The organism is Acinetobacter sp. A3 (assembly GCF_012371415.1).
Lineage (GTDB): Bacteria > Pseudomonadota > Gammaproteobacteria > Pseudomonadales > Moraxellaceae > Acinetobacter.
On record NZ_JAAZQW010000032.1, the window covers coordinates 1 to 24,494 of the forward strand.

A 24,494-nucleotide genomic window follows, 5' to 3' on the forward strand; every position below is an offset into this window, starting at 1 on the left:
CTTATTGTTTGAACCCCAATAAGCCAACTTTCCAAAATATGCTAAAAGGTTAAGTGGATTTCATCGAACTCAGGTTACTTAAATTCATGGCTAAGGTTTAAGCTATACCCTTATTAAGAGAGTACGATTAATCTAAGACTGGGCTGTCTTGTAGATGGCGGTGCCACATAATCAAGATTGCGCACAGTAAGCAGATTGCTGCACAAAAACTCAATACTGCAGTGCTTAAACCAAAGTGGTCGGCCAAATAACCGACTGCAATAATAGGCAAGATTGTGCCTAAATATCCGACAAATAAATAGGTCGACATGACCGCTGCACGATTCTGAACATTGGTCATAGCATGAATCAGACCAAAGGCGCCAATGAGTGCCAAACCATGTCCAATTCCCAGTAAAATATCACTGACAAAAAATAGAAAACTCCAGCGTAAATACATACATAAGCCTAAAATTAATAGGCTGAACAGCAGTAAATACAAGCCATAATTCAGGCAAGTTCGTGCAGGAATAGCTTTAGAAAAATATTGCACCACGGCTGAAATTAGCAAAATACAGGTAATAGCCAAGCCACTGACCAACGGCCCGTGCCAAGGAATAATCACTTGCACAAAAGAGGGAGAAAGTGAAGCAAAAAGGCTAAAGGCTGCAAAGGTGCAAAATGCAGTTAAACCCGTAATATAAAATTCAGCATGAAATTGCGGTGCTGGACGTTCCAAACGTGGCGCAATTGAAAAGGCCTGTGCCTCAAATTGTGGTTGAGGTAAACGGTATAAACCAATAAAACATAAAACTGCCCCAATAATCACTGGAATATAAGGCGTAAATAAGGGAGCAGCAGAAAATTGAGCAATCGCTCCACCCAACAAAGGGCCTAAACCAAAACCAACGGCTGTAATCACCGAACTAAGTTGAGGGGCATGTGCTTTATGGGATGCGGGAATGCTCCAAATCAGGCCAATTAATGCTGAGGTGGTCATTAATCCCGAAGCAATTCCAATAATAAAACGCCCGAAAGCTAACCAAAGCGCATTATTGGCAAACATGGACATCAACAGTCCTAGGGTGATGATCACCAAGCCCAATTCTAAGGTTTTTAAAAAGCCAATGCTGTTACTGGTACGCCCTAAAAATAGCAAAGTAGCCAAACAGCCGAACATGTAGGCAACAAAAATAAAGGTGATATGACTGGGGAGGAGCTGCCAAAGTTCCTGATAAATTGGATACAGTGGGCTGGCAAGTGCTGTGCCCATAGTGCCAATGATCAGGGCTAGGCTGATCATCACAAAGGGATGCCAAGATTGAGATTGAGTCATAAAAAACTCGATTGAGTGCTAAAACTTAGGGTCTAGCTCTCAAATAGTGAGAAACAAAAACTCAGTGTAAAGAGAAGCAGTTTAAGTGGTCAAGCCAATTTATGTGTTTAGCTGTAGCGTTTTAACAGCTTCATAAATTCTTCTAGTTCATGTTCGTTAACCTCACACTGATCACCAATCACGTGATGGCGTAAATGTGATTCGATCAGCTCGTTCATGAGTCCATTGACAGCACCTTTAATGGCCGCCACTTGTTGCAATACTTCAATACAGCCGCGTTCAGGGTCTTGAATGGCTTGTTCTACTGCCCCAATCTGCCCTTGCAAGCGTTTCACACGATTTAAAATTTTTTTATCTGTATGTAAATGGCTCAACACATCACCTCAATTTTAATATACTGTAGGGGAGTATATTTAAGAACGACCTCCCGCTATGCGTCAGCAACATTCTCATCATCGTACCCATGTGCATCAATTCGATCAAGGCAATCCGCTGGCGCAGAAGCGAATATTATATGCAGCTTTGTTAACTGCTGTCATGATGTTCTTAGAGATCATTGGAGGATGGGTCTTTAATTCGATGGCATTGCTGGCCGATGGCTGGCACATGAGTTCACACATGCTGGCTTTGGGGTTGGCGTATTTTGCTTATCGTGCGGCACGTTATTATGCTCAAGATACCCGCTTTAGTTTTGGAACGTGGAAAATTGAAATTTTAGCAGGTTATAGCAGCGCCATTTTATTGTTAGTTGTGGCCGCATTTATGGCGGTGCATTCTATCCAGCGCTTATTTTTTCCTGTCTATATTCATTATAACGAAGCCATTCCAATTGCAGTTTTAGGTTTATTGGTGAATTTGATTTGTGCATGGTTATTACATGAAGATGATCACCATCACCATCACCATCACCATCACCATCATGAGCACGAGCATGCACATGACAGCCATGACTTGAATCAGAAAGCAGCCTTTATGCACGTGGTGGCAGATGCGGTCACCTCTATTTTTGCGATTATTGCCCTGATTGCAGGCAAATATTGGGGCTGGGATTTTCTAGATGCAGTTTTGGGAATTGTAGGTTCAATTTTGGTCGCACGCTGGGCAATTGAGCTAATGCTTGAAACAGGTCGCACCCTTTTAGATGCAGAAATGGATCATCCTGTGGTAGATGAAATTCGCGAGGTGGTTGATGAGTTACCTGTACAGGTGAGTATCACCGATTTGCATGTCTGGAAAGTTGGGCAAGGTAAATTTTCCTGCATTTTGGCTTTGGAAACGGCGGAAAACTTAGATGCAGATCAGGTACGTGCAGCCTTGGCGGTACATGAAGAAATTGTGCATGTGTCTGTAGAAATTAATGCACCGCTGTCTGTGAATGTTCCACGTGAAACTAAAATATGATGTATTGAGTAGCTTGTAGCATTTGCGTAAAACAGGCTAAAAAATGCTGAATTTGGTTTGGCTTTGAGCTTAGAATCGGGATGAATTTATTTTATCAAGTTCAGACAATGATTAAACAATTGAGTTTGGCAGCCTTAATCGGGGTGTGCAGTACATTTAGTATGGCCGATGTGGCATCGGTAACAAAAAATTTAAAACAGCAGCACCCACATTTAACGCTAGAAAATATTCAGGCCACAGAAATGAAAGGCATTTATAGCGCTGCTATGGATGGTCAAGTGGTGTATTTAAACGAAGATGCCCAACATATTTTGGCGGGCTCTATGATTCGTTTAAAAGATCAGCATAACCTGACCAAAGATTTGTTGATTCAACAAAACAGTGTGGATTGGAAAAAGCTACCTTTGCAGGATGCTTTAAAAAGTGTACGAGGTACGGGTAAACGTCAGATTGCGATCTTTTCTGACCCAAATTGCCCATATTGTAAACAACTTGAGGCTGAACTGAAAAAGCTGAATAATATTACGGTATATACCTTTGTTTTGCCGCTAAAAGCACAATCTGTAACGCCGTCTAAACAGGTTTTTTGTGAGAAAAATCCAGCACAGGCTTGGGAAAATTTAATCAGTAAAGCGCAGTTGCCGAGCAGCAAAAGCAGTTGTGCCAACCCAATTGAGCGTAACTTGGCTTTAGCCAAAAGTTTAGCTGTGCAAGGAACGCCTGCCATCATTTTTTCAAATGGTTTTAAAGTGATGGGTGCTTATCCTGCCGCACAAATTGAGCAAATTTTTAAAGAATTTGGTTTGTAAAACTGTTATGTGAATGGGCTGGGTTTCAGTACAGTTTAGTTCAGTCAAAAGAAAAACCGCCTGAAGTTTTAGACGGTTTTTTAATTCGATTGAAAGATCAGGACTATATTTAAGCACGCGATTTTTTCGTGACCATATTATAAATAAACAGAATAATCAGCGCACCAATGATAGAAGCGAGAAAACCTGCGGCCGAGCCATCTGAATAAAGTCCTAGCATACGCCCTGCGTAGGTGGCCAATAAAGACCCTGCAATCCCTAACAATGTTGTGACAATAAACCCTGCTTTGTCATCTCCAGGATGAATAGCACGTGCGATTAAACCTGCAATAAAACCCACCACAATAGCGACAATTAATGACCACATGAGCAGCTCCTTGTTATCTTTGTTTATGTTTTAGATCATGTTTCAGTCTTATCTTTGCTGAAAAATTCCGAGGAAAACAGTCAAATAATGCTACAGCATGTTGTGTTTTTGTCCTGTTTGATACAGGAAGTACAAAAAATAGGCCTAAAAAAAGTGATCCAAAGATCACTTTTAAAAACAGGATGTGTTCGGTTGTTTATAAACCAATTTCACCAATAAATGGAATATGGCGATATTTCTGATCGTAGTCTAGGCCATAACCGACAATAAATTTATCTTCAATTTCAAAGCCCATAAATTGGACATCAAGTTCAATTTCACGGCGTGATGGCTTACTAATTAAGGTGCATAGCTGAATTGAGTTTGGTTCACGCGTTTGTAAAATTTCAACGACTTTATTTAAGGTGTTGCCTGAGTCAATAATATCTTCAACCACCAACACATCTTTACCGCGAATTTCACCATCGAGATCTTTTAAAATTTTCACATCACGTGAAGACACAGTACCACCACCGTAACTGGATACGGTCATAAAATCCAGTTCATGCGGCTTGTGAATGGTGCGGCATAAATCTGCCATGAACAGCACCGAGCCACGTAATAGGCCAATCAACACCAATTCTTTATCACTGTTGGCATAGTGTGCATTAATTTTTTGACCAAGTTCCTGAACTTTTGTCTGGATTTCTTCTGCAGAAATCAAAACCTGCATTTCAACTGTCATGGGTAGATACCTAAAAAGCAAAAATAAAAAAGGTGTTGACCTGCAACACCTCAAAATATGTCTTAATTTTAATATATCTTGGTGGATGTTGCATCCTCTTGCATGGTTAAAATAACATCATTTTTTGCTTTGAGATGCATCTGAGCGTAACAAAAAGGCACAGCCGAGCGCCAACATTCCCAGTCCAAGCACTCGGAGCATAGGACGTCGAGCAGGTTTAGATTCCTGCTTTTGGAGGTGCTTCAGCGTTTGGTTTTGGGTTGCTTGTAGGGTTGTAGTAGGCACGTTGTCCATAAATATAGGTCGCATGAATGTTACGGTCATCTGCTAACGTAATGAGGGCAAATAAGGCATCTTCAAGGTTTTTTGCGCGTTGTTGGCGTAAGCTTTGCAAAGCAGTGGCATGCAAGTCTAACACCACAAAATCAGCTTCTTTCCCTACCGTAAAATTGCCAAGTTTGTCGTCTAAATCTAACGCTTTGGCCGCTCCTAAAGTGGCATGATAGAGCGCTTCATAGGCCGAGAGTTTGTTGCCTTGTAGCTGTTGCACTTTATAAGCTTCACTGAGGGTATGTAAAATATTAAAGGATGTCCCTGCCCCAACATCGGTACCTATGCCAACTTTGACTTGATGCTCCCAAGTCCGTTGCAAAGGGAATAAGCCACTACCTAAAAATAAATTGGATGTTGGGCAAAAGGCAATCGCTGAATCTGTTTGATGCAGACATTGCCATTCATTTTCTTCCAAATGCACGCAATGCGCAAAAACCGAGCGTGAACCAGTTAAGCCATAGTGATGATAGACATCTAAATATCCCTGTTGTTCAGGAAATAGCTGTTTGACCCAAGCAATTTCATTTGGGTTTTCACTTAAATGGGTATGCAGATATACGTCTGGATATTCGGCTTTAAGCTGCCCTGCCCGTGCCAACTGTTCAGGACTGGAGGTCGGTGCAAAACGTGGGGTAATGGCATATAGATTACGTCCTTTGCCATGCCATTTTTCAATTAAGGTTTTAGAGTCTGCGTAAGCGCTTTCTGCGGTGTCGCATAAGGCTTCAGGTGCATGTCGGTCCATCATCACTTTACCTGCAATCAAACGCATTTGTTGCTGTTGTGCAGCTTCAAATAAAGCATCTACCGATTCAGGATGCACCGTACAGAATACCAACGCTGTCGTGGTACCATTTTTGAGTAATTCCTGCACAAAAAATTGAGCAATCTGATTTGCATAGGCTTGATCTGAAAATTGTAGTTCGGTTGGAAAAGTATAGCTATTTAGCCATTCCAATAATTGTTCACCATACGCGCCCATCATTTCAGTTTGTGGAAAATGCACATGGGTGTCGATCAGTCCTGGCACAATTAAATGCTCAGGATAATGCTGTATGGGCGTATCTGCAGTGAGTTGTGACTGCCCTGCTTGCCAAGTACCAAACCACTGTATCTTGCCATGTTCGCAAATCAGCAAGGCATCTTCGATATAGCGTACTTGTTCAGGCAGCTCTTGTGCTTGAGTGACGCTATTTTGAAAATCCAGAAAGCGACCACGAATGGCGGTGCGAGCTATGGCAGATGACATGGAAACAACCTGTATTTTATTTTTTCGCTGGATTGTACCTGAAATATACAAAGATTTAGCTCAATTTTCTCTTAAAGTTTGACCAGATGATAAATGAAAAGAATAAAACAGCCTTCCCGAAAGAAGGCTGATTGGAGCAATTAATATGAGACTAATAGCTTATAGCGTGGTTTGATGATGTTTACGGCTGTGGCGAATAGACAACCAAGCAGTAACGCTCAGTACAATCACAATAAAGCCCAGTGAGATCCAAATTGGCATGTGGAAGACATCCAGCATCAACATTTTAAAACCAATAAACAGCAAAATTAGACCTAAGCCATAAGGTAAGTAATGCATTTTACTGGCTGCACCAGAGAGCAAGAAAAACATGGCACGCAAGCCTAAAATAGCCATTAAATTTGCAGTCAGGACAATAAACGGGTCGGTGGTGACTGCAAAAATTGCAGGAATTGAATCGACGGCGAAAATCACGTCAGATGCTTCGACCAAAATTAAAACTAAAAAGAGTGGTGTGGCCCAAAGTACGCCGTTTTGGCGAACAAAGAATTTGTCTTGTTGTAGTGTTGGCGTGATACGCATGTGTTTGCGTAACCATTTTAACAGCGCCATATCTTCGATGTTGCTGGCTTCTTGTTCTGGGCCTTTTAAGAATTTAAAGCCCGTGTATACCAAGAATGCGCCAAACAGATATAGAATCCATGAAAATTCTTGTACGAACCAAGCTCCAATAAAAATAAAAATGGTTCTGAGTACAATTGCACCTAATACGCCGTAGAGTAAAATTTTGCGTTGTAAACCTGCAGGAATTGCAAACGCGGCAAAAATCATTAACCAGACAAAGACATTGTCAATTGCTAGAGATTTTTCCAGTAAATAACCCGCAAAGTATTCCATGACTTTGGTATTGGCGATTTCAACACCAAAATGCTGTTTGAGGTATAGCCATAAGCCGCCACCAAATAAAGCCGCAACACTGACCCAGGCTATACTCCAATAGGCAGCAGTTTTTACTTTGACTGATTCGCCTGCTTTTTGCCGAAAGCCTAAGAAGTCAATAGCGAGCATGACGGCCACAATTGCAAAAAAAGCGGTGTAAAGCCATAAATTGCCGATAGATTCCATACAATCTCCGCATCCGACAATTGGCCACAAAAAAACCTTGACCCGTTGTCAGATGATATAAAACATCTGTAACAACATGATCAAGGTCTTGCCTACATCGTGCTGAAATTTTTATGTATTCAGGCACGATGCTCAGCGTCCGACTTTTTGCAAAGTGTAATGACGAAACGCTGACACGTTAAAATTGATTTTAACGTTTGGAGGAGGCTACTCCCCTTGTTCAAACAATTTGGGATTAGGCCATGGCCTAAATCTGTGCAAAGAATTACATAATTTTAAATAGAGTGCAATTTTTTCTGTGCTAGAGCGATGCTAGCTATGTACAAATTAGCACAATACATTTTTGCTGAATGTGGCAAATTTAAAAAATAGATTTAGTGTGATAGGTGATTTATGCAAATTCAACATCAAGAAACCCAACGTGGCGGTGAATTTTTTATTGAACGTGATGGTCGGCATATCGCTGAAATTACTTATCAATATCAAAATGAAGCGACCATAGTGGCAGATCACACTTGGGTAGATAACTCCTTGCGTGGACAAGGTGTAGCACGTCAATTATTAGATGCCTTAGTTGCATTTGCACGTGAAAAGCAGCTTAAAATTGTCCCAACCTGCTCCTATGTTGATGTGATGTTCCAACGTGAAGCTGAATTTGCTGATGTAGTGGCTTAGTGTATTTAAACAACTACTCACCTTCAATGAGCTCAGACTTTAGAACATGTTGGGCTAAAGTGTTTATTTTGATGTATCTCAAGAAAAACAAGCCAATCCACAAAATATGAATTGGCTTGTTGAGTACAGTTCAGTCTAGTTTATTCGTAATTAATCATCACTTTCAGGGCTTTTTCATCTGAAGCATGTTTAAACACATCATAGGCTTTTTCAAATTCTGCAAATTTGAAATGGTGGGTTGCCAGTTTTTCCAAAGGTAATTTACCTGAACAGCATGTTTTTAACAGCATGCCTGTGGTGTTGGCATTCACCAAGCCTGTAGTGATGGTTAAGTTTTTAATCCAGAGTTTATTCAACTCAAAGTTCACAGACTTGCCATGTACGCCCACGTTGGCAATATGTCCGCCTTCTTTCACTACATTTTGGCAGATGTCCCAAGTTGCTTCGATACCGACAGCTTCCATGGCACAGTCAACACCACGGCCACCCGTAATTTCTAAAATGCGTTGTACAGCGTCTTCTTTGGCTGAGTTTACCGTATGGGTTGCACCTAGCTCTTTGGCCATTGCCAAGCGGTTATCATCCATATCTACTGCAATAATTTGTGCAGGAGAATAGAATTGTGCGGTAAGCAAACACCCCATACCAATCGGGCCTGTACCTACAATTGCAATGGTATCACCTGGTTTGACATCACCATATTGCACACCAATTTCATGTGAAGTTGGCAATACATCTGACAAGAATACAGCAACTTCTTCATTTAAGCCTTCAGGTAATAAATACAAAGAAGTGTCTGCAAATGGGGTGCGCACATATTCTGCATGGGTACCGTCAATCATATAGCCCATAATCCAACCGCCTTCATTACGGCAGTGTGCATAGAGTTGCTTTTGACAGTTTTCACAGGTACCACAACGGCTGACGCAGGAAATAATCACCTTGTCGCCTTTTTTGAAGTTTTTAACAGCAGAACCGACTTCTTCTACAATCCCAATACCTTCGTGACCTAAAATACGACCATCAAAATTGCCTGTTTTAGCTACGGCTGTCTCTTGAATTTCAGGGTTTTTACCTTTCCAGATACCTAAGTCAGTACCGCAAATTGTGGTTTTGGTCAGGCGAATCACCGCATCAGTCGGTTGTAGAATTTCTGGACGAGGTCGATCTTCAAAACGGATATCATTAGCGCCGTGATAGACCATGGCTTTCATTGTTTTTGACATTGTGACTATCCTTCTTTAGTGATTATGATGAAAGACATCCAGCAGCCAACCTGTTGCAATTGTCATGCTCGCAGGATGTTATTCTTCTAAGGTAACAGGACAAGATGACAAGTTCATTAGCAAAATCGTTGCTTTTTAAAAATAATATATAAATTTATAATATATAAAAAAGGCCGTATTTTTTGCAAAACACGGCCTTTAAATGAAATTAATGGTTTAAGCGCTGTGTTGCAATGCTTGCATCAGTTTTTGGTGCAAGCCACCAAACCCACCATTAGACATAATCACGACTGCATCGCCCTCACCTGCTTGGCTGACGATGGTTTGAATGATCTCATCCAAAGTATTGGCCACCACAGCATGATTGTCGGCCGCGGCAACCACGGGTTGTAAATCCCAGTCTAAGCCTTCAGGTTGATACCAGATCACAGCATCGGCCAAACGTGCCGAATAGGCTAAGCCATCTTTGTGACTACCCATGCGCATGGTGTTAGAGCGTGGTTCGATAATTGCCCACAATTTACGTTCACCTAAACGTTTGCGTGCACCTTCGAGTGTCGTTTCAATGGCCGTTGGATGGTGGGCAAAGTCATCGTACACTTCAATGCCGCGCGGTGTACCGAGTAATTCCATACGGCGCTTGACCCCACCAAAATTGGATAGCGCAATACATGCTGTTTCAATTGAAACACCGACATGCTCAGCAGCGGCAATGGTGGCTAAAGCATTGGCAACACTGTGCTGCCCTGTCATATTCCAGTGTACTTCACCTTTGATTACACCATTTTGTAGGACGTTAAAGTGTGAACCATCTGCTGCAAGTTGTTCTGCATACAGTTCTGCATTTGGCTGTGCATCGAGCGAAGTACGCAGCACAGGCGTCCAGCAACCCATCTCCAGCACTTCATCAATATGACTTTCTGTAATTGGGGCAATAATGCGGCCTTCACTTGGAATGGTACGCACTAAATGATGGAATTGTTTCTGAATTGCAGCCAAATCATCAAAAATATCGGCATGGTCAAATTCAAGATTATTTAAAATAGCTGTTTTAGGGTGGTAATGGACGAACTTGGAACGTTTATCAAAAAATGCAGAGTCGTATTCATCGGCTTCTACACAGAAGTATTTGCCAGCACCTAAACGTGCACTTTCGCTAAAGCCCAACGGAACACCGCCAATTAAAAAGCCAGGTTCTAAGCCTGCCTGATCTAACACCCACGCCAGCATGGTGGTGGTGGTGGTTTTACCGTGTGTACCTGCAACGCCCAGTACGTGCTTGCCTTGCAAGACATGATCGGCCAGAAACTGTGGGCCAGAAATATACGGCAAACCTGCATTGAGCATGTATTCAATCGCATCAATCCCGCGTTTCATGGCATTGCCGACAATCACCAAATCAGGATGCGGTTGTAAATGGCTGCGGTCATAGCCTTGCATTAAGGTAATGCCTGCATTTTCTAGTTGGGTCGACATCGGTGGATATACGTTTTGGTCCGAACCTGTGACGGTATGTCCTAAATCGCGGGCCAAAAGTGCCAAAGAGCCCATAAATGTGCCACAAATACCCAAAATATGCAGATGCATTCCGCCTTACTCCACTGCTTTTATAGACACATCACTTATCTGTTGTGCTGTTGTCGTGATTAATTTGATTTGAAGCAACGATAGCAAGGGTTTTGGCGAAAAGATAGTGATTCTTGTATCTAGACAGCATGATTTTTAAAGTGAGATCTAAGCAGATATGTGACGATGGCAGTGCTTAAAATTCAGTAGAAGATAAAAAATTTGTCTACGTGTATTTTTAAGGTCGAATCCCCGTAAAATAAACTGAACTTTTTAGATAGTACGGCACAATGTCTTCGGCACTTTTACTTTTGGTGATTGCAAACTGTTTTATGACCTTGGCTTGGTATGGTCATCTCAAGTTTTTACCGCACGATGCACCGCTGTGGCAGGCCATTTTATTCAGTTGGGTGATTGCCCTGTTTGAATATAGCTTGATGATTCCTGCGACCCGTTTGTTGGCACAGCATGGTTGGGCGGTCGGTCAAATGAAAATTACCCAAGAAGTTGTGACCTTACTGGTTTTTGTACCATTTATGATTTTTTTATTTAAGCAGCCTTTTAAACTGGATTATGTGTGGGCAGCTTTATGCTTATGCGGCTGCGTGTATTTTGTGTTTCGTACTCCCTAAAAATCGGGGAATTCTGACTTAAACAGGTTTGGGAATCCCCTATTAAGTTTATAGATTTTAGATTGTTCAGCACTTAGCCGATAAAAATAATGAAAAAAGCCTACTTGGTGGCTGTGTTCAATTTTAACAAGTCGAAAAATCAGTCTATAATGTGGAGTTCTTATTCAAGCTTGGCTTTCTCGCCTGAATTTATCTTTCCTTAGTTTCGTTTCTGGAATATTTGTAATGAATGCGGCCGCTGCACAAGACGCTCCTCTCGTTGGAATTATCATGGGTTCTCAATCGGATTGGGCAACTCTCGAACACACTGCCAATATGCTGAAGCAGCTTGGTGTCCCATTTGAAGCGGAAGTCGTTTCTGCACACCGTACCCCAGACCGCTTATTTGAATATGCTGAACAAGCACGTGAGCGTGGTATTCAGGTGATCATTGCAGGCGCAGGCGGTGCAGCACATTTACCAGGCATGTGTGCAGCCAAAACTGACTTACCTGTGTTGGGTGTACCTGTAAAATCTTCTATTTTAAATGGTGTCGATTCATTACTTTCAATTGTGCAAATGCCTGCGGGTATTGCGGTAGGTACTTTGGCGATTGGGCCAGCGGGTGCGACCAATGCCGCAATTATGGCTGCACAGATTTTAGGTTTAACCCGTCCAGAGATTGCAACAAATGTTGCTAATTTCCGTGCTGCGCAAACTGAGAAAGTCTCAAGCAACAATATTCCAGGTCAGGCTTAAGCGGGACAATTACTATGGATAAGACCATCGGTATTTTTGGTGGTGGACAGCTGGGCCGTATGATGGCACAAGCGGCTTTACCGCTAAATATTCAATGTACCTTTTTTGAAGCCAGTTCAGATTGCCCTGCAGCAGCTTTAGGGCAGGTATTTGCCAGTAAAAGCGAAAATAGCCTTCAAAATTTTATACACAGTGCTGATGTATTCAGTCTTGAATTTGAAAATACGCCATTGGTAGATGTAGATGTCTTGATTAAGCACAAAGACTTACATCCACCACGTCAGGCCTTAGCGATTGCACAAAACCGCTTGCTGGAAAAAGGCTTATTTGATGAATTGGCAATTCCTGTTGCGCCGTATAAAGCAGTCAACTCACTGGAAAGTTTACAGGCTGCTGTAGCTGAACTCGGTCTGCCGATTGTGCTAAAAACTGCTACAGGCGGCTATGATGGCAAAGGTCAATTTGTACTGCGCAGTGCGGATCAAATTGAACAAGCTTGGGCAGAATTAGGCCCTGCAGGTAGCCTGATTGCAGAAAGTTTTGTTAGCTTTTCACGTGAAGTCTCTATTATTGCGGTGCGTGGTCAGCAAGGTGAAGTGAAAACTTGGCCATTGGCAGAAAACCATCATCACAATGGTATTTTGTCACATTCAATTGTACCTGCACCAAACAGTGCAGACTTGCAGCCTATGGCGCAGGAATATATCACTCGCCTACTCAATCATTTGAATTATGTGGGTGTGTTGACACTAGAATTGTTTGTGACTGAACAAGGTTTGTATGCCAATGAAATGGCACCACGCGTACACAACTCTGGTCACTGGTCTATTGAAGGTGCGGTGTGCTCTCAGTTTGAAAACCACATTCGTGCTGTGGCAGGACTACCATTAGGTTCAACCGAAGTAGTACGTCCAACGGTAATGGTCAATATTATTGGCAAGCATCCAAAAACTGAAGATGTATTGGCATTACATGGCGCACATTTGCACCTATACAATAAAACTGAGCGTGAAGGCCGTAAAATTGGGCATATTACTTTAATGCCGAATGATGCTGCTGAATTGACAGATTTATGCCGCCAGTTGGCAAAAATTTTGCCAAATCCTTTGGCACTCAGTGAAGATATGTGTATCTAAGCCTATACATAATTGAAAAATCATAAAAAAGCGTTCAATATTGAGCGCTTTTTTTATCTCTTAGATTCTCAAATGAAGTGCAAAAAATTTTACATCTGGCGGATTCAAGCGGCAAGTGCAACAGTATAAAAACCAGCCATAACTTCACTCGGTGTATACCAACCTAGTGTTTTTCTAGGACGATGGTTGAGTGCAAATTCTATCTGCTCTATTTGTTCGTTTGACACGTCATCAAACGATGATGATTTTGGCAGATATTGACGGATTAAACCATTCGTATTTTCATTTCTAGCTCGCTGAATAGACTTGTAAGGATCAGCAAAATACGTCTCTATGCCAACATCAGTAATTCTTTTGTGTTCGGAAAATTCTTTGCCATTATCAAATGTTACACTATAAGCATGGCTCATTTGTAAACGATCTAATGCACAAGTAATCGTTTGAGAGGATGCTCTCGTTGGCCCTAAATGAACAATATGTACATACAGGCTCTTTCGATCAACGAGAGTCAATAAAGCACCTTTATGATGTTTACCAATCACCGTGTCACCTTCGAAATCTCCTAAACGTTGTCGTTGATCAATGACCTGGTCTCGGCAGTGAATACTTGTTTGGTAATCCTCCCATAAATAACCGAAGTTAAAAGTAGAGGTTAAGCAGCCATTAGAGGTGGCTTTCCTTTGTTAGCTTGATGTGGTCTTTCATGGTTGTAATGCCACAACCAGTTTGTTGCATAATCTTGTACTTCATCCAAAGTATCAAATAAATGCTTGCTCAGCCAACTATAACGTATGGTCCGATTATAGCGTTCAATATACGCATTCTGCTGTGGCTTACCCGGTTGAATATATTCAATACGAATACCGTGCTCAGTAGCCAATTAACCCTTTAATTTTGGGTTGATTAAGATAGATTTGCTTAAATCAACAACAACAACAACAACAACAACAACAACAACAACAACACCTAACAGCGGCGCTCAATAAAAATACAAACAAGGTAGTAGTAATGAGTTCAAAACTTTAAATTCAAATGGCGTGTTTTAAATTTAAAGCTGTGGTGTAACTTTGAATTTAAATATGGAGAATGAATTTAAAAGTGGGTAAATGGTTTTGAATTTAAATAAAAGTATTGGTTGTTGTAGTCTTTAAATTTAAAAAACTGCTTTTAAATTCAAATCAATTACTTCGGGAAATGCAATATATATCTAGTTTTGTGGATAACTTTTCTTATCTTAATTTGAATTCAAACTTTAAATTTATAAACCTATCGTTTGGTTGTAATTTTGAATTTAAAAGTAAAAAATATGGCGCTTGTGGATAAGTTTTTTAAATTTAAAAACCAAATATGAATTTAAAATAGAGAAAATGAATTTAAAGTTACAGATTTTCATCTGATCTCTAAGGCTGAAGGTGTTATGGTAAACCATGATTTAAATTCAAAGCACACAAAGGATATTATGCATCGTTTCGCTGTGATTTTTGCGACTGCTGCAATGGCAGCAACTCAGGTTCAGGCTGAGCTGATTATAAATGGAAAACCCATGACCGTAACACCTGCGGTCAGTTCATCTGCCAATTTTCAACCACAAAATCATTTTCAGAGTTGTTTGGCCAATTTACGCAGTCAGGCCATTGCCAAAGGGGTCAGTGGCAGTAGCTATGACCGCTACACTCAAAATTTAAGTCCAGACTATTCGGTGATTGAACGTTTAAATTATCAACCTGAATTTTCCACGCCAATCTGGGATTATCTATCAGGGCTGGTCGATGATGAGCGGGTACAGTTAGGACAGCAAAAATTAGCGCAGCATCGTGAAGTGTTGAATCGTGTTGCTGCAGCTTATGGCGTACCTGCCGAAACTGTGGTGGCGGTTTGGGGTGTGGAAAGTAATTTTGGTGCGATTTCTGGCCGCTACCCATTATTACAGGCATTGGGTACTTTGAGCTGCGAAGGACGCCGTCAAAGTTATTTCCGTGGTGAGTTTTTTACCACTATGCGTTTATTACAACGTGGTGATGTCACCGAATCACAATTAAAAGGCTCATGGGCAGGGGCGTTTGGACATACCCAATTTATGCCATCGACCTATGACGAATTGGCGGTCGATTTTGATGGTGATGGACGTCGTGACTTGGTTTCCAGTATTCCAGATGCTTTGGCTTCCACTGCTAACTTTTTAAAACGCCGTGGCTGGCAAACAGGGCAGCCGTGGGGCTTTGAGGTGAATGTTCCTGCCGGCATGTCGTTAAGTGGAGAAGGGCGACGTAATAAAAAATCACTAAGTAGTTGGGTCAACCGTGGATTAACTCGTGCAGATGGCTCAGCTTTAATTCAGGGCAATTTGTCGGGTAGTAGTCAGGCTGGTTTAATGGCGCCTGCAGGTGCTAATGGCCCTGTGTTCTTGGTGTTTAGAAACTTCGATGCAATTTATAGCTATAACGCAGCAGAAAGTTATGCTTTAGCGATTGCGCATTTGTCTGATCGTTTAATGGGGCAGTCTGCATTCCGCACTGCTTGGCCAACCGATGATGCGGGCACATCTCGTGCAGAACGCCGAGAAATTCAACGCTTTTTGTTAAATCGTGGTTATGACATTGGTGATGTCGATGGTTTAATTGGCGACAAAACCCGTCAAGCGATTCGTCAGGAGCAAATTCGACTGGGGTTGTCACCAACGGGTCGGGCAGGGCAACAAATTTTGCGTGCATTCCGTAATGAAACTGCCAAACAAATGATGCAATAATCGGCAGATATTTCTCAATAAAAATAATATGTTTACATAAAAAAAAGGTCTGCTTTCATTGCAGACCTTTTTTATATTTTAGCTAAAGCTCAATATTTATACCGCAGAGGTATCAATCTTCACAGCTTCGAGCAAATCAAAAATCACAGTCGTGACATCTTGGCTTAATTCACGATTATTAAAAATTTCGTAGGCTGAAATGGTGATGTCTGTATCACTTGGTAGTAGACGTTGTTCTTCTTCAATTAAATGCTCAATTGGAAGTAAGGTCTGTCTAACTTCAAGATGCAAAATATCTTTGTATTCAATATTTTCATCATCTAATTCAATGATTTGCTCATTAAAATATGGCAATAAAATCGAGTGGAGATAAGGTTGAAGCTCAACAATATCAAAAATTTCGATATCACGGGTTTGTTCAATCGTGCTGATGTGGTCATTTACTTCAATCAGAATATGGTAGTAACTCACATGAATCTCCACAGATCGTTCAGGGTTATACAGAGCGTCCACAATAACATGAAATGAGTAAATTTGCTGCCTCTTCGCGTGTAATGCCTATGTAACGATGCTGCGGGGCAGGCTGTGTGGTTGTTTTAATTCGGCTTGATTATTTAATGCCGTGCATGTAGCAAATCAATATCAGCCGGGCGGAGTTGGAAATTTTTCAACTGTTGATCTTTTAACATGGGGTACATTAGGGCATGTGGGTCATTGTGATGTTGCAAGCCAAGTGCATGTCCAAACTCATGTGCCAAGGTTAAGCGTAAATCATCTTCAGATTGAAACTCATAAATTCGGATGGCACGTCCATCGAAACTGCCTTTGTCAAATAAACGAGGCTGAAAGCGGATGTTATATTGTTGTATAGATACATCAATGTCCTGATTCAGTTGATTGAGTGCATCTACTTGTTGATTGAGCTGATTAATTTGCTGATTAAATTGCGCAATTTCATGCTCTAAATTCCACATATGTTGCTGGATGTCTTGCTTCTTAGCTGCAAAAACCTCATGTTGTGACGGATGTAATCCACCACTTTGATTAATCTGTTGAACTTGTTGATTGTATTGTGCGAGTTGCTGCTCAAACTGCATTTTTTTAGCAGCAAGTTGTGAGTTTTTATCATCAATTTGCTGTTTAAGCATCTGAACTTGCAGGCTTTGTTCATTCCAATGCTGTTGACGTTGTTCAATTTCACTGAGCTCTTGACGACGTTGATTAGACTCATCTTGTCGTTGGTCATAAATTAAATGAATTGCGAGTTTGGCCTTTGGGTCATAGACAAAATAATCTTGTCCCGTGCCGTGTTTCCAAATATCGGTAGCTTCCTGACTGATGCGAAGCAAATCGGCTTGACCCAACCCAAAACGTGGGTCTAGCTCTGCAATACGGTAGCGTAAGCGTGTGTCTAAAGGATGTTGCAATCGATCAAGTGCGGTATTGTGCCGTGTATGAGGGTGTTGAATATTTTGATAAATCAGCAAAATAGCAAATACTATGATTGCACCCAAAAGAAACAAACGCATCGCCAAGCAACTTCCTTTTTTGACTTACTGTAGCCGAAAGCAGGGCAGTAACTCAATCTATTTAGAGGTTTACTCAGGCTTTAGCGTATTGATTTGAGAATCTAAGTTTTAAAAAAAGATGCATATTCATTGGGCATAAAAAAACCGCACTGCAATGGTTTGCAGCGCGGTTTTTGGTTTGTGTTAAAGCGACAAATTATTTTTTGTCATCTTTCACTTCGGTGAATTCAGCATCAACCACACCATCGTCAGCTTTTTGTTGACCTGCATCGCCTTGGAATGCATTCGGGTCAAAACCTTGTGCACCACCTTGACCTTGTGCAGCTTCATAAGCACGTTGTGTAATTGGCATGATGATGTTTTGCAATGCTTCAGTTTTCGCTTTGATTGCATCTACATCATTTTCTTTCGTCACGGCTTCAAGTTCAGTGACCGCAGTTTCGATCGCAGTTTTCTCATCGGCAGTGACTTGTTCACCAAGGTCTTTTACTGCTTTTTGAGCTGAAGAAACAAGTGCATCGGCTTCGTTACGTGCTTTTGCAAGTTCTTCAAACTTACGGTCTTCTTCAGCATTCGCTTCAGCATCTTTGATCATCGCTTCAATTTCAGCATCGCTCAAACCAGAGTTTGCTTTAATTTGAATAGATTGCTCTTTGCCTGTGCTCTTGTCTTTAGCAGATACTTTCAAGATACCGTCAGCGTTAATGTCGAATGATACTTCAATTTGTGGCACACCACGTGGCGCTGGTGGAATGTCACCTAATTGGAAGTTACCCAACAATTTGTTTTGTTGAGCCATTTTACGCTCACCTTGGTAAACCGAAATATCTACCGCAGGCTGGTTGTCCGCTGCTGTTGAGAACACTTGAGATTTCTTTGCAGGAATCGTAGTGTTTTTCTCAATGATTGGCGTCAACACACCGCCCATCGTTTCAATACCAAGCGTTAATGGTGTTACGTCTAGAAGCAATACGTCAGTTTTGTCACCAGACAATACCGCACCTTGAATCGCTGCACCAATTGCAACTGCTTCGTCTGGGTTCACGTCTTTACGTGGTTCTTTGCCAAAGAACTCTTGTACTTTTTGTTGTACAAGTGGCATACGTGATTGACCACCGACTAAAATTACGTCAGAGATGTCTGATGTTGAAAGTCCAGCATCTTGAAGCGCAACTTTACATGGCTCAATAGTACGAGCAACTAAGTCTGCCACTAAACCTTCAAGTTTAGCGCGTGTCACGTTAATCACTAAGTGCTTAGGACCAGTTGCATCTGCAGTGATGTATGGCAAGTTAATTTCAGTCGCGTTAGAAGAAGAAAGCTCAATTTTTGCTTTCTCAGCCGCTTCTTTTAGACGTTGTAGCGCCAATGGATCTTGCTTCAAGTTGAAGTTTTGTTCTTTTTTGAACTCTTCAACCAAGTATTCGATCAAGGCATTGTCAAAGTCTTCACCACCTAAGAAAGTATCACCGTTGGTAGATAACACTTCAATTTGCTGGTCGCCATCTAGGTCTGCAATTTCAATGATAGATACGTCAAAAGTACCACCACCCAAGTCATACACAGCAACTTTACGGTCGCCTTCTTTCTTGTCCATACCAAATGCAAGTGCAGCAGCAGTTGGTTCGTTAATGATACGTTTAACTTCTAAACCAGCAATTTTACCCGCATCTTTCGTTGCTTGACGCTGCGCATCGTTAAAGTACGCAGGTACAGTAATTACTGCTTCAGTCACCGTTTCGCCTAAGTAATCTTCGGCAGTCTTTTTCATCTTTTTCAAAGTTTCAGCAGAAATTTGCTGTGGCGCAAGTTTCTTGTCATTCACTTCAACCCAAGCATCACCATTGTCTGCTTTGATGATTTTGTAAGGTACAAGACCAATGTCTTTTTGTACCGCTTGGTCTTCATAACGACGACCGATTAAACGCTTAATAGCGAATAATGTATTTTTTGGATTGGTTACCGCTTGACGCTTTGCAGATTGACCTACAAGAATTTCGCCATCTTTATACGCAATAATAGATGGAGTTGTGCGTGCGCCTTCTGCGTTTTCAATTACTTTAACTTTGTCGCCTTCAAGTACCGCTACACATGAGTTAGTTGTACCTAAGTCAATACCAATGATTTTAGCCATTTGGATGTTTCCTCAAAAATTCTTTTGCAATGTTTTCACTTGTTATTCGATATGAGAGCCAATCAAAATTTTTCAAGTTGTTTAGATGAAAATTTTTTATCAACCCTCGAATTTATAAGGCTTAAGCGCCAACCATCACCATTGCAGGGCGTAGTAAACGACCATGTAGGGTGTAGCCTTTTTGTAACACGTTACCAATTTCGTTGGCTTTCGCAGTTGGATCAATACCCACTGCTTGGTGCAGGTCTGCATTGAAGCCGCTAGCTGTATCAATCACCACCACACCAAACTTTTCTAGGGTGCTGAGTAAAGATTTCAACGTAAGTTCCACACCTTCAGACAATGCGGTTTTTTCATCGCCATTGGCGGCAATGGCACGTTCAAGGTTATCTACAGAATCCAATAACTCTTTGGCAAACTTTTCCAAAGCAAACTTTTTAGCGGTATCTGCTTCACGTTCTAAGCGTTCTTTGGTTTTTTCAGCTTCGTAAACAGCATTGGCAGTACGTGCTTTTTCCAGTTTTAAGCTTTCTTCAAGTTTGTTCAGTTGTTCTTGTAAAGATTCAACGGAAACTTCTGCTTGCTCAGTATCTTGCGCTGTTTGTGGTTCCGTTTGCGCTTGCTCAAGGTCTTGAGTTTGCTCGTTCTGCTCAGTTGCCATTGATTTACTCCGTTTAAATGGGTTTTTAAACATGTACAGTCCTTTGGCGTCAGTGCTAATGCAAACTGCGTTATTGCTGAACTGCCATGGTTCGAGAAGTTCGTAATTAGCTAAGAAATCGGGGCAGGGCAGATAAAATTCAAGCGTCTTTGCAGATTAATTTTATTTTGCTTTGAACTTTAATTAAAAATAACGACTTTGCCGCACTTTAATGTTGCAATTGAAGGAGGGTTTGAAGCAAAAATGATGCGGCATTTTGGGGTGAAAAAGTGGATTTAAAAGCATGAAAGTAATTGATTTATATAGGGATTGATCTGTTACTTATGGTTTTAGATTTTAGCTTTCATCAAGTTGCTGTGCTAATGGTGTGTTAAGTAAGAGCTAAAACAAATAATTTCAGAGAAATTAAATATTTTACAACAGTCTATACGCTGCTTATTCTTTGCGCATAGATGCTATATCGCTGTAGTTTCTGGTGTATTGTTAAATGTGTTTTCTGGCTTATCCAACCTCTGGATAAGCCTTTTTTTTGCTTGATCTTTTTTGTTTTTATCGAAGTCATAAAATGATCGAAAGATTGCGCCATCATTTTGAATTACATGCTGAGCAAGTATTTCTAAATTGTGCTTATATAAGCAATGACGCATTCACTTTTAATCACGATCACGACGTTATTCACGCTCTTTACGGTTTTCCTGCCAGCGTTTTTGTTGTGCATCACGCTGTTGTTGCAAGCGTTTACGTATATCTTCGCGTTTTTTACGTTCAGCTTCGACTTGCTGTTTGCGTTTTTGTTCAAGCTGCTTGCGCTGTTGTTCCGGAAGTCGTTTACGTTGCTCAGCTAAACGCTGGCGTTCTTGCTCGTGTTTTTGCTGTTGCAATTGCTTTTGTCGGTTTTGTTCCCATTCACGACGCTCAATTTCACGCTTGCGACGTTCTAATTCTACCCGTTGTTGGCGCTGTTGATATTCCCAACGCTGACGATCATAGTCATAACGTCGATCATCATAATCATGGCGACGTTCATAACGAGGATCATAGCGACCATCGTAGTAACCATCTTCAGGAAATGCGACACAGCCTACGGCTAAAAAAGCAGTAGCGCATGAGAGTAATATCAGTTTTTTAGCCATGTTCCACCTCCTGAGCCAATCTATGAATTTGCAAGAAACATGCATAATGGGCAGCTAAATTGTCAATGACAGCGTCATAAAAGCAGGTTAGCGTATAGAAAGTTTAGATATGTATAACGATTGAAGCACTTGTATAACAAAATGGTCATTTTGCATTTAATCATGAAGAAATGATGAAGAATTTACGCATATAAAAAGGAACAATCATGCAAATCTTGAATTCATCGCTTAAACAGAGGTTACACAAAGGGCAGGGAACGGCTGCGCGTTTTTTAAATAAATTGCCTGACAGAGCGCATGAAGCCTTAGCGCAGGCCTTGGCTTATCCTTATCAATACCCTGACCTTGATCCTTTTATTAAATGCATGATGGCGGCACAATTAAAGCAAGGTAAAGTTGGTTTTATTGGTGCAGACCCCATTCAGTCCAGACAGCAATTTGACCGTCAAATCGCATCTATTGCCAGTACGCCAACAGCAGTCAAGCGTGTGGAAGAGGTTCGCTTAAATTTACCCAGCGGTGATATTGCAGCACGTTATTATCATCCTGCACCGCATAAAAAACTGCCTTTAATTGTGTTTTATCATGGTGGTGGTTTTGTGGTGGGTGGTTTAGACAGCCATGATGAATTCTGTCGTTTGATGGCAGTGCATGCCAATGCGCAAGTGTTGAGTGTGGCGTATCCGCTTGCACCTGAAGCCAGTCCACAGCAGATTATTCAGGTCTGTGAAGAGGCTTTGGCGTGGGCTTATCAACATCGTCGTCAAATGAAAATTTTAAAAAACCGTATTGCGGTGGCAGGTGATAGTGCTGGCGGTAATATTGCGGCAGTGGTTGCGCAGCGTAGTGTGCACAGTGCCTATGCACCCGAGGCACAGTTCCTGATTTATCCTGCATTGGATTTTAAAAGCCGACACCCTTCATTTTTTGCCTATAAAGATGGCTTGGTGCTCACAGAGCAAGATATAGATTTCGTGACGCATCACTACGCTACGCAGCACCAAGTGGCTTTGGATGATCCGATTATTTCTCCAACTTTTGGGAAGTTAAAAAAATTAGCGCCTGCTTTTGTGGTCACAGCAGGGCATGATGTGCTGCACGATGAAGCGGAAATTTATGCACATAAATTACGTCAAAATCAGGTAACGGCTAAGTATGTTGAATATTTAGATCAGGCACATGGCTTTATTAACCTGAGTTTTGTGTCGAGCCGTGCAAAAAAACTCAGCATTGAAATGTGTAAAAACTTTAGAAAGTTTTGGGATCGTCCTCGCCATTAAAAATCTGTATCTATGGGTTCAATTTGTTTCACGTGGAACTTTATTTCTTAGAATGAATTGTGGCTTCAGGAAAAATCAGTTCAAACGCAGGCACGTAAAAGCCAGTCAATAAACGTGCCTGGGAAACATCTGGAAATAATGAGGAGTTGGGTTGCCAAGAAACTTGTTTTAGTGGGATCAATTGACCACGAAATGAAGGACTAAAGCGATAACATTTACCTTGCCAGATTTGTGTGATCTTTAATAATGCAGCGGGCAGATATTGACTATTTACATTGATGTATCGACCTTTTGTATGCTGCTCAAATCGAATACAGAGTTCTAAATCTGCCTGTCGAATGGTACAAGTGCTTTGCTGAGCATGCGCCTGCCATTCAAATGTGGCCAATTCTTTAGGAATCCCCCAAAGTTGTTGTCCATGCTGGACAGAAGATTCTGTGGAAACAAAAATCTTGGGAATATTAGATAACACACGTCGTTGCAATACGGGATGATCTAAAATCAGCAACTCATCATAGGCGCCAATTGGGCTTTGTGCATAGCGCACCAACATGATTTGTACCACACACCCAAATGCTGAAGGTGTTAAGCCAAAAATCTGTGCCTGTTTTAAAGCAGAGGAGCTGAGCCAATAATTTAGAATATAGGCTTCACCTTGCAACAACCAAGGCGGCAAACACAGCACGGTATGATCTGAATTATTTTTATACATAAGTTTTCCAGCGTGATAAAAAATAGCCACTGATTTATTATCGTAATCTTATTAATATAGACGAATTCCGAATACAACACAGATGGATTGCCAAGTAAATGTTAAAACAAAGTATGTTCACACTTGCCGCAATGGCGATGAGCTTTAATGTAATGGCGGCAAACAGCATTATTGAAATGAAAACCAGCATGGGCAATATAGAAATTGAGTTGTTTAATGACAAAGCGCCTATTTCTGCAAAAAACTTTGAAGATTATGCCAAGTCAAATTTCTATAACGGCACAATCTTCCACCGTGTGATTCCAGGCTTCATGGTGCAAGGCGGTGGTATGGATGCCAAGATGCAAGAAAAACCAACCAAAGCGACTATTCGTAACGAATCAGGCAATGGCTTGAAGAACACACGCGGTACTTTGGCAATGGCACGTATGAATCACCCTGATTCTGCAAGCAGCCAATTCTTTATTAATGTGGCAGATAACGACTTCTTAAATAGAAGCCCTCGAAATGCAGGTTATGCGGTATTTGGTAAAGTCACTAAAGGTATGGATGTGGTAGATCGTATTGTGAAAGTACCGACGGGCAACTATGGGATGCACCAAAATGTACCTAAACAAGCGGTTAAAATTCTAAGTGTCACGGTAAAGCCTGTGCTCGCTGCAAAATAAGTAAATATTGATGATAAAAATATAAAAAATATATTTTTATTTAAAATTAAGTGTTTATAGGGTGGTTTGTGTATTTTTGAGCCAATATGATGCATAAAAATCCAACACTCGTGAAAACAAGCAGTTAAAAGCACTTGCACGTGTAGGAAATTGCCCTATAATGCACCCATCCCGACGCGAAACAACTTAGAAACTTAGCTCACAGGGTTAAGTTGTAGAGAAAGTTTTGCGTTATATTTTTACTGACGAAGTGAAAATAAGATCATTAAGAGATTATGAAGAACAACTTGTGTGGATTTTTACTGATTGATTAATCGAAAATATTTCATTGATTG

General features: G+C 41.1%; 23 protein-coding genes and 2 pseudogenes. 9 read left to right on the plus strand and 16 right to left on the minus strand.

Going from position 1 to position 24,494, the window contains the following annotated elements:
• Positions 1–127 precede the first annotated feature (127 nt).
• Both HHA42_RS10245 and HHA42_RS10250 read right to left on the minus strand, forming a co-directional pair.
• On the minus strand, positions 128–1,315 hold the full coding sequence (locus HHA42_RS10245; protein WP_171525590.1) for an MFS transporter: 1,188 nt from the start codon (positions 1,313–1,315) through the stop codon (positions 128–130).
• A gap of 107 nt (positions 1,316–1,422) precedes the next feature.
• Positions 1,423–1,689: a metal/formaldehyde-sensitive transcriptional repressor gene (locus HHA42_RS10250; RefSeq protein WP_168418732.1), complete on the minus strand. Its 267-nt coding sequence runs from the start codon at positions 1,687–1,689 to the stop codon at positions 1,423–1,425.
• A 58-nt stretch (positions 1,690–1,747) separates the two neighbouring features.
• Here HHA42_RS10250 and dmeF point away from each other — a divergent pair, with 58 nt between their 5' ends.
• Entirely contained in the window at positions 1,748–2,716 is a 969-nt protein-coding gene (dmeF, locus tag HHA42_RS10255) for a CDF family Co(II)/Ni(II) efflux transporter DmeF (RefSeq protein ID WP_168526385.1), read from the plus strand.
• Between the two features lie 107 nt (positions 2,717–2,823).
• Complete coding sequence (locus HHA42_RS10260) at positions 2,824–3,525, plus strand: DsbC family protein (protein ID WP_168526387.1); 702 nt, start codon at positions 2,824–2,826, stop codon at positions 3,523–3,525.
• A gap of 109 nt (positions 3,526–3,634) precedes the next feature.
• On the opposite strand, the gene HHA42_RS10265 is transcribed toward HHA42_RS10260, so the two are convergent.
• From HHA42_RS10265 to HHA42_RS10280, 4 genes are all read right to left on the minus strand, one after another.
• Positions 3,635–3,892 (minus strand): GlsB/YeaQ/YmgE family stress response membrane protein, encoded by a 258-nt coding sequence (locus HHA42_RS10265; RefSeq protein WP_168418729.1) that lies wholly within the window; start codon positions 3,890–3,892, stop codon positions 3,635–3,637.
• Positions 3,893–4,088: 196 nt separating this feature from the next.
• Entirely contained in the window at positions 4,089–4,616 is a 528-nt protein-coding gene (gene hpt, locus HHA42_RS10270) for a hypoxanthine phosphoribosyltransferase (RefSeq protein ID WP_168418728.1), read from the minus strand.
• A gap of 217 nt (positions 4,617–4,833) precedes the next feature.
• Positions 4,834–6,198: a guanine deaminase gene (gene guaD, locus HHA42_RS10275; RefSeq protein WP_168526389.1), complete on the minus strand. Its 1,365-nt coding sequence runs from the start codon at positions 6,196–6,198 to the stop codon at positions 4,834–4,836.
• A gap of 159 nt (positions 6,199–6,357) precedes the next feature.
• Positions 6,358–7,323: a TerC family protein gene (locus tag HHA42_RS10280; protein ID WP_168418726.1), complete on the minus strand. Its 966-nt coding sequence runs from the start codon at positions 7,321–7,323 to the stop codon at positions 6,358–6,360.
• A gap of 393 nt (positions 7,324–7,716) precedes the next feature.
• Between HHA42_RS10280 and HHA42_RS10285 the strand changes: the two genes are divergently transcribed.
• Entirely contained in the window at positions 7,717–7,998 is a 282-nt protein-coding gene (locus HHA42_RS10285) for a GNAT family N-acetyltransferase (protein WP_168418725.1), read from the plus strand.
• A 140-nt stretch (positions 7,999–8,138) separates the two neighbouring features.
• On the opposite strand, the gene HHA42_RS10290 is transcribed toward HHA42_RS10285, so the two are convergent.
• Both HHA42_RS10290 and mpl read right to left on the minus strand, forming a co-directional pair.
• The gene (locus tag HHA42_RS10290) at positions 8,139–9,224 is read right to left on the minus strand and encodes a zinc-dependent alcohol dehydrogenase family protein (RefSeq protein ID WP_168418724.1); all 1,086 of its coding nucleotides are present in this window, start codon (positions 9,222–9,224) and stop codon (positions 8,139–8,141) included.
• Between the two features lie 216 nt (positions 9,225–9,440).
• On the minus strand, positions 9,441–10,811 hold the full coding sequence (gene mpl, locus HHA42_RS10295; protein ID WP_168526391.1) for a UDP-N-acetylmuramate:L-alanyl-gamma-D-glutamyl-meso-diaminopimelate ligase: 1,371 nt from the start codon (positions 10,809–10,811) through the stop codon (positions 9,441–9,443).
• A gap of 269 nt (positions 10,812–11,080) precedes the next feature.
• On the opposite strand from mpl, the gene HHA42_RS10300 reads away from it, so the two are divergent.
• From HHA42_RS10300 to HHA42_RS10310, 3 genes are all read left to right on the plus strand, one after another.
• Complete coding sequence (locus tag HHA42_RS10300; RefSeq protein ID WP_168418722.1) at positions 11,081–11,422, plus strand: DMT family protein; 342 nt, start codon at positions 11,081–11,083, stop codon at positions 11,420–11,422.
• Positions 11,423–11,647: 225 nt separating this feature from the next.
• The gene (purE, locus tag HHA42_RS10305; protein ID WP_168418721.1) at positions 11,648–12,160 is read left to right on the plus strand and encodes a 5-(carboxyamino)imidazole ribonucleotide mutase; all 513 of its coding nucleotides are present in this window, start codon (positions 11,648–11,650) and stop codon (positions 12,158–12,160) included.
• Positions 12,161–12,174: 14 nt separating this feature from the next.
• On the plus strand, positions 12,175–13,296 hold the full coding sequence (locus HHA42_RS10310) for a 5-(carboxyamino)imidazole ribonucleotide synthase (protein ID WP_168526393.1): 1,122 nt from the start codon (positions 12,175–12,177) through the stop codon (positions 13,294–13,296).
• Between the two features lie 104 nt (positions 13,297–13,400).
• On the opposite strand, the pseudogene HHA42_RS10315 reads toward HHA42_RS10310, so the two are convergent.
• Together HHA42_RS10315 and HHA42_RS10320 are read right to left on the minus strand one after the other, a co-directional pair.
• Positions 13,401–13,910 (minus strand): annotated as a pseudogene (locus HHA42_RS10315) (IS30 family transposase); the annotation flags it as partial.
• A 38-nt stretch (positions 13,911–13,948) separates the two neighbouring features.
• Positions 13,949–14,167, minus strand: a pseudogene (locus tag HHA42_RS10320) (transposase); the annotation flags it as partial.
• Positions 14,168–14,755: 588 nt separating this feature from the next.
• Between HHA42_RS10320 and HHA42_RS10325 the strand changes: the two are divergent.
• A complete protein-coding gene (locus HHA42_RS10325) occupies positions 14,756–16,042 on the plus strand; it encodes a lytic murein transglycosylase (protein WP_168526395.1) in 1,287 nt (428 codons plus the stop codon).
• A gap of 96 nt (positions 16,043–16,138) precedes the next feature.
• On the opposite strand, the gene HHA42_RS10330 is transcribed toward HHA42_RS10325, so the two are convergent.
• From HHA42_RS10330 to HHA42_RS10350, 5 genes are all read right to left on the minus strand, one after another.
• Positions 16,139–16,525 carry a hypothetical protein gene (locus HHA42_RS10330; protein WP_168418718.1) on the minus strand — a complete coding sequence of 129 codons (387 nt, stop codon included), beginning with the start codon at positions 16,523–16,525 and terminating at the stop codon, positions 16,139–16,141.
• Between the two features lie 131 nt (positions 16,526–16,656).
• Positions 16,657–17,571: a matrixin family metalloprotease gene (locus HHA42_RS10335; RefSeq protein WP_168418717.1), complete on the minus strand. Its 915-nt coding sequence runs from the start codon at positions 17,569–17,571 to the stop codon at positions 16,657–16,659.
• A gap of 196 nt (positions 17,572–17,767) precedes the next feature.
• The gene (gene dnaK / locus HHA42_RS10340; protein WP_168418716.1) at positions 17,768–19,705 is read right to left on the minus strand and encodes a molecular chaperone DnaK; all 1,938 of its coding nucleotides are present in this window, start codon (positions 19,703–19,705) and stop codon (positions 17,768–17,770) included.
• 121 nt (positions 19,706–19,826) lie between these two features.
• On the minus strand, positions 19,827–20,399 hold the full coding sequence (grpE, locus tag HHA42_RS10345) for a nucleotide exchange factor GrpE (protein WP_265087823.1): 573 nt from the start codon (positions 20,397–20,399) through the stop codon (positions 19,827–19,829).
• 638 nt (positions 20,400–21,037) lie between these two features.
• A complete protein-coding gene (locus tag HHA42_RS10350; protein ID WP_168418714.1) occupies positions 21,038–21,499 on the minus strand; it encodes a DUF1682 domain-containing protein in 462 nt (153 codons plus the stop codon).
• Positions 21,500–21,705: 206 nt separating this feature from the next.
• On the opposite strand from HHA42_RS10350, the gene HHA42_RS10355 reads away from it, so the two are divergent.
• The gene (locus HHA42_RS10355; RefSeq protein ID WP_168526397.1) at positions 21,706–22,779 is read left to right on the plus strand and encodes an alpha/beta hydrolase; all 1,074 of its coding nucleotides are present in this window, start codon (positions 21,706–21,708) and stop codon (positions 22,777–22,779) included.
• A 40-nt stretch (positions 22,780–22,819) separates the two neighbouring features.
• Here HHA42_RS10355 and HHA42_RS10360 read toward each other — a convergent pair whose 3' ends face one another.
• On the minus strand, positions 22,820–23,491 hold the full coding sequence (locus HHA42_RS10360) for an acetoacetate decarboxylase family protein (protein WP_168526399.1): 672 nt from the start codon (positions 23,489–23,491) through the stop codon (positions 22,820–22,822).
• Positions 23,492–23,589: 98 nt separating this feature from the next.
• Here HHA42_RS10360 and HHA42_RS10365 point away from each other — a divergent pair, with 98 nt between their 5' ends.
• A complete protein-coding gene (locus HHA42_RS10365; protein WP_168526401.1) occupies positions 23,590–24,159 on the plus strand; it encodes a peptidylprolyl isomerase in 570 nt (189 codons plus the stop codon).
• The last annotated feature ends 335 nt before the right edge of the window (positions 24,160–24,494 follow it).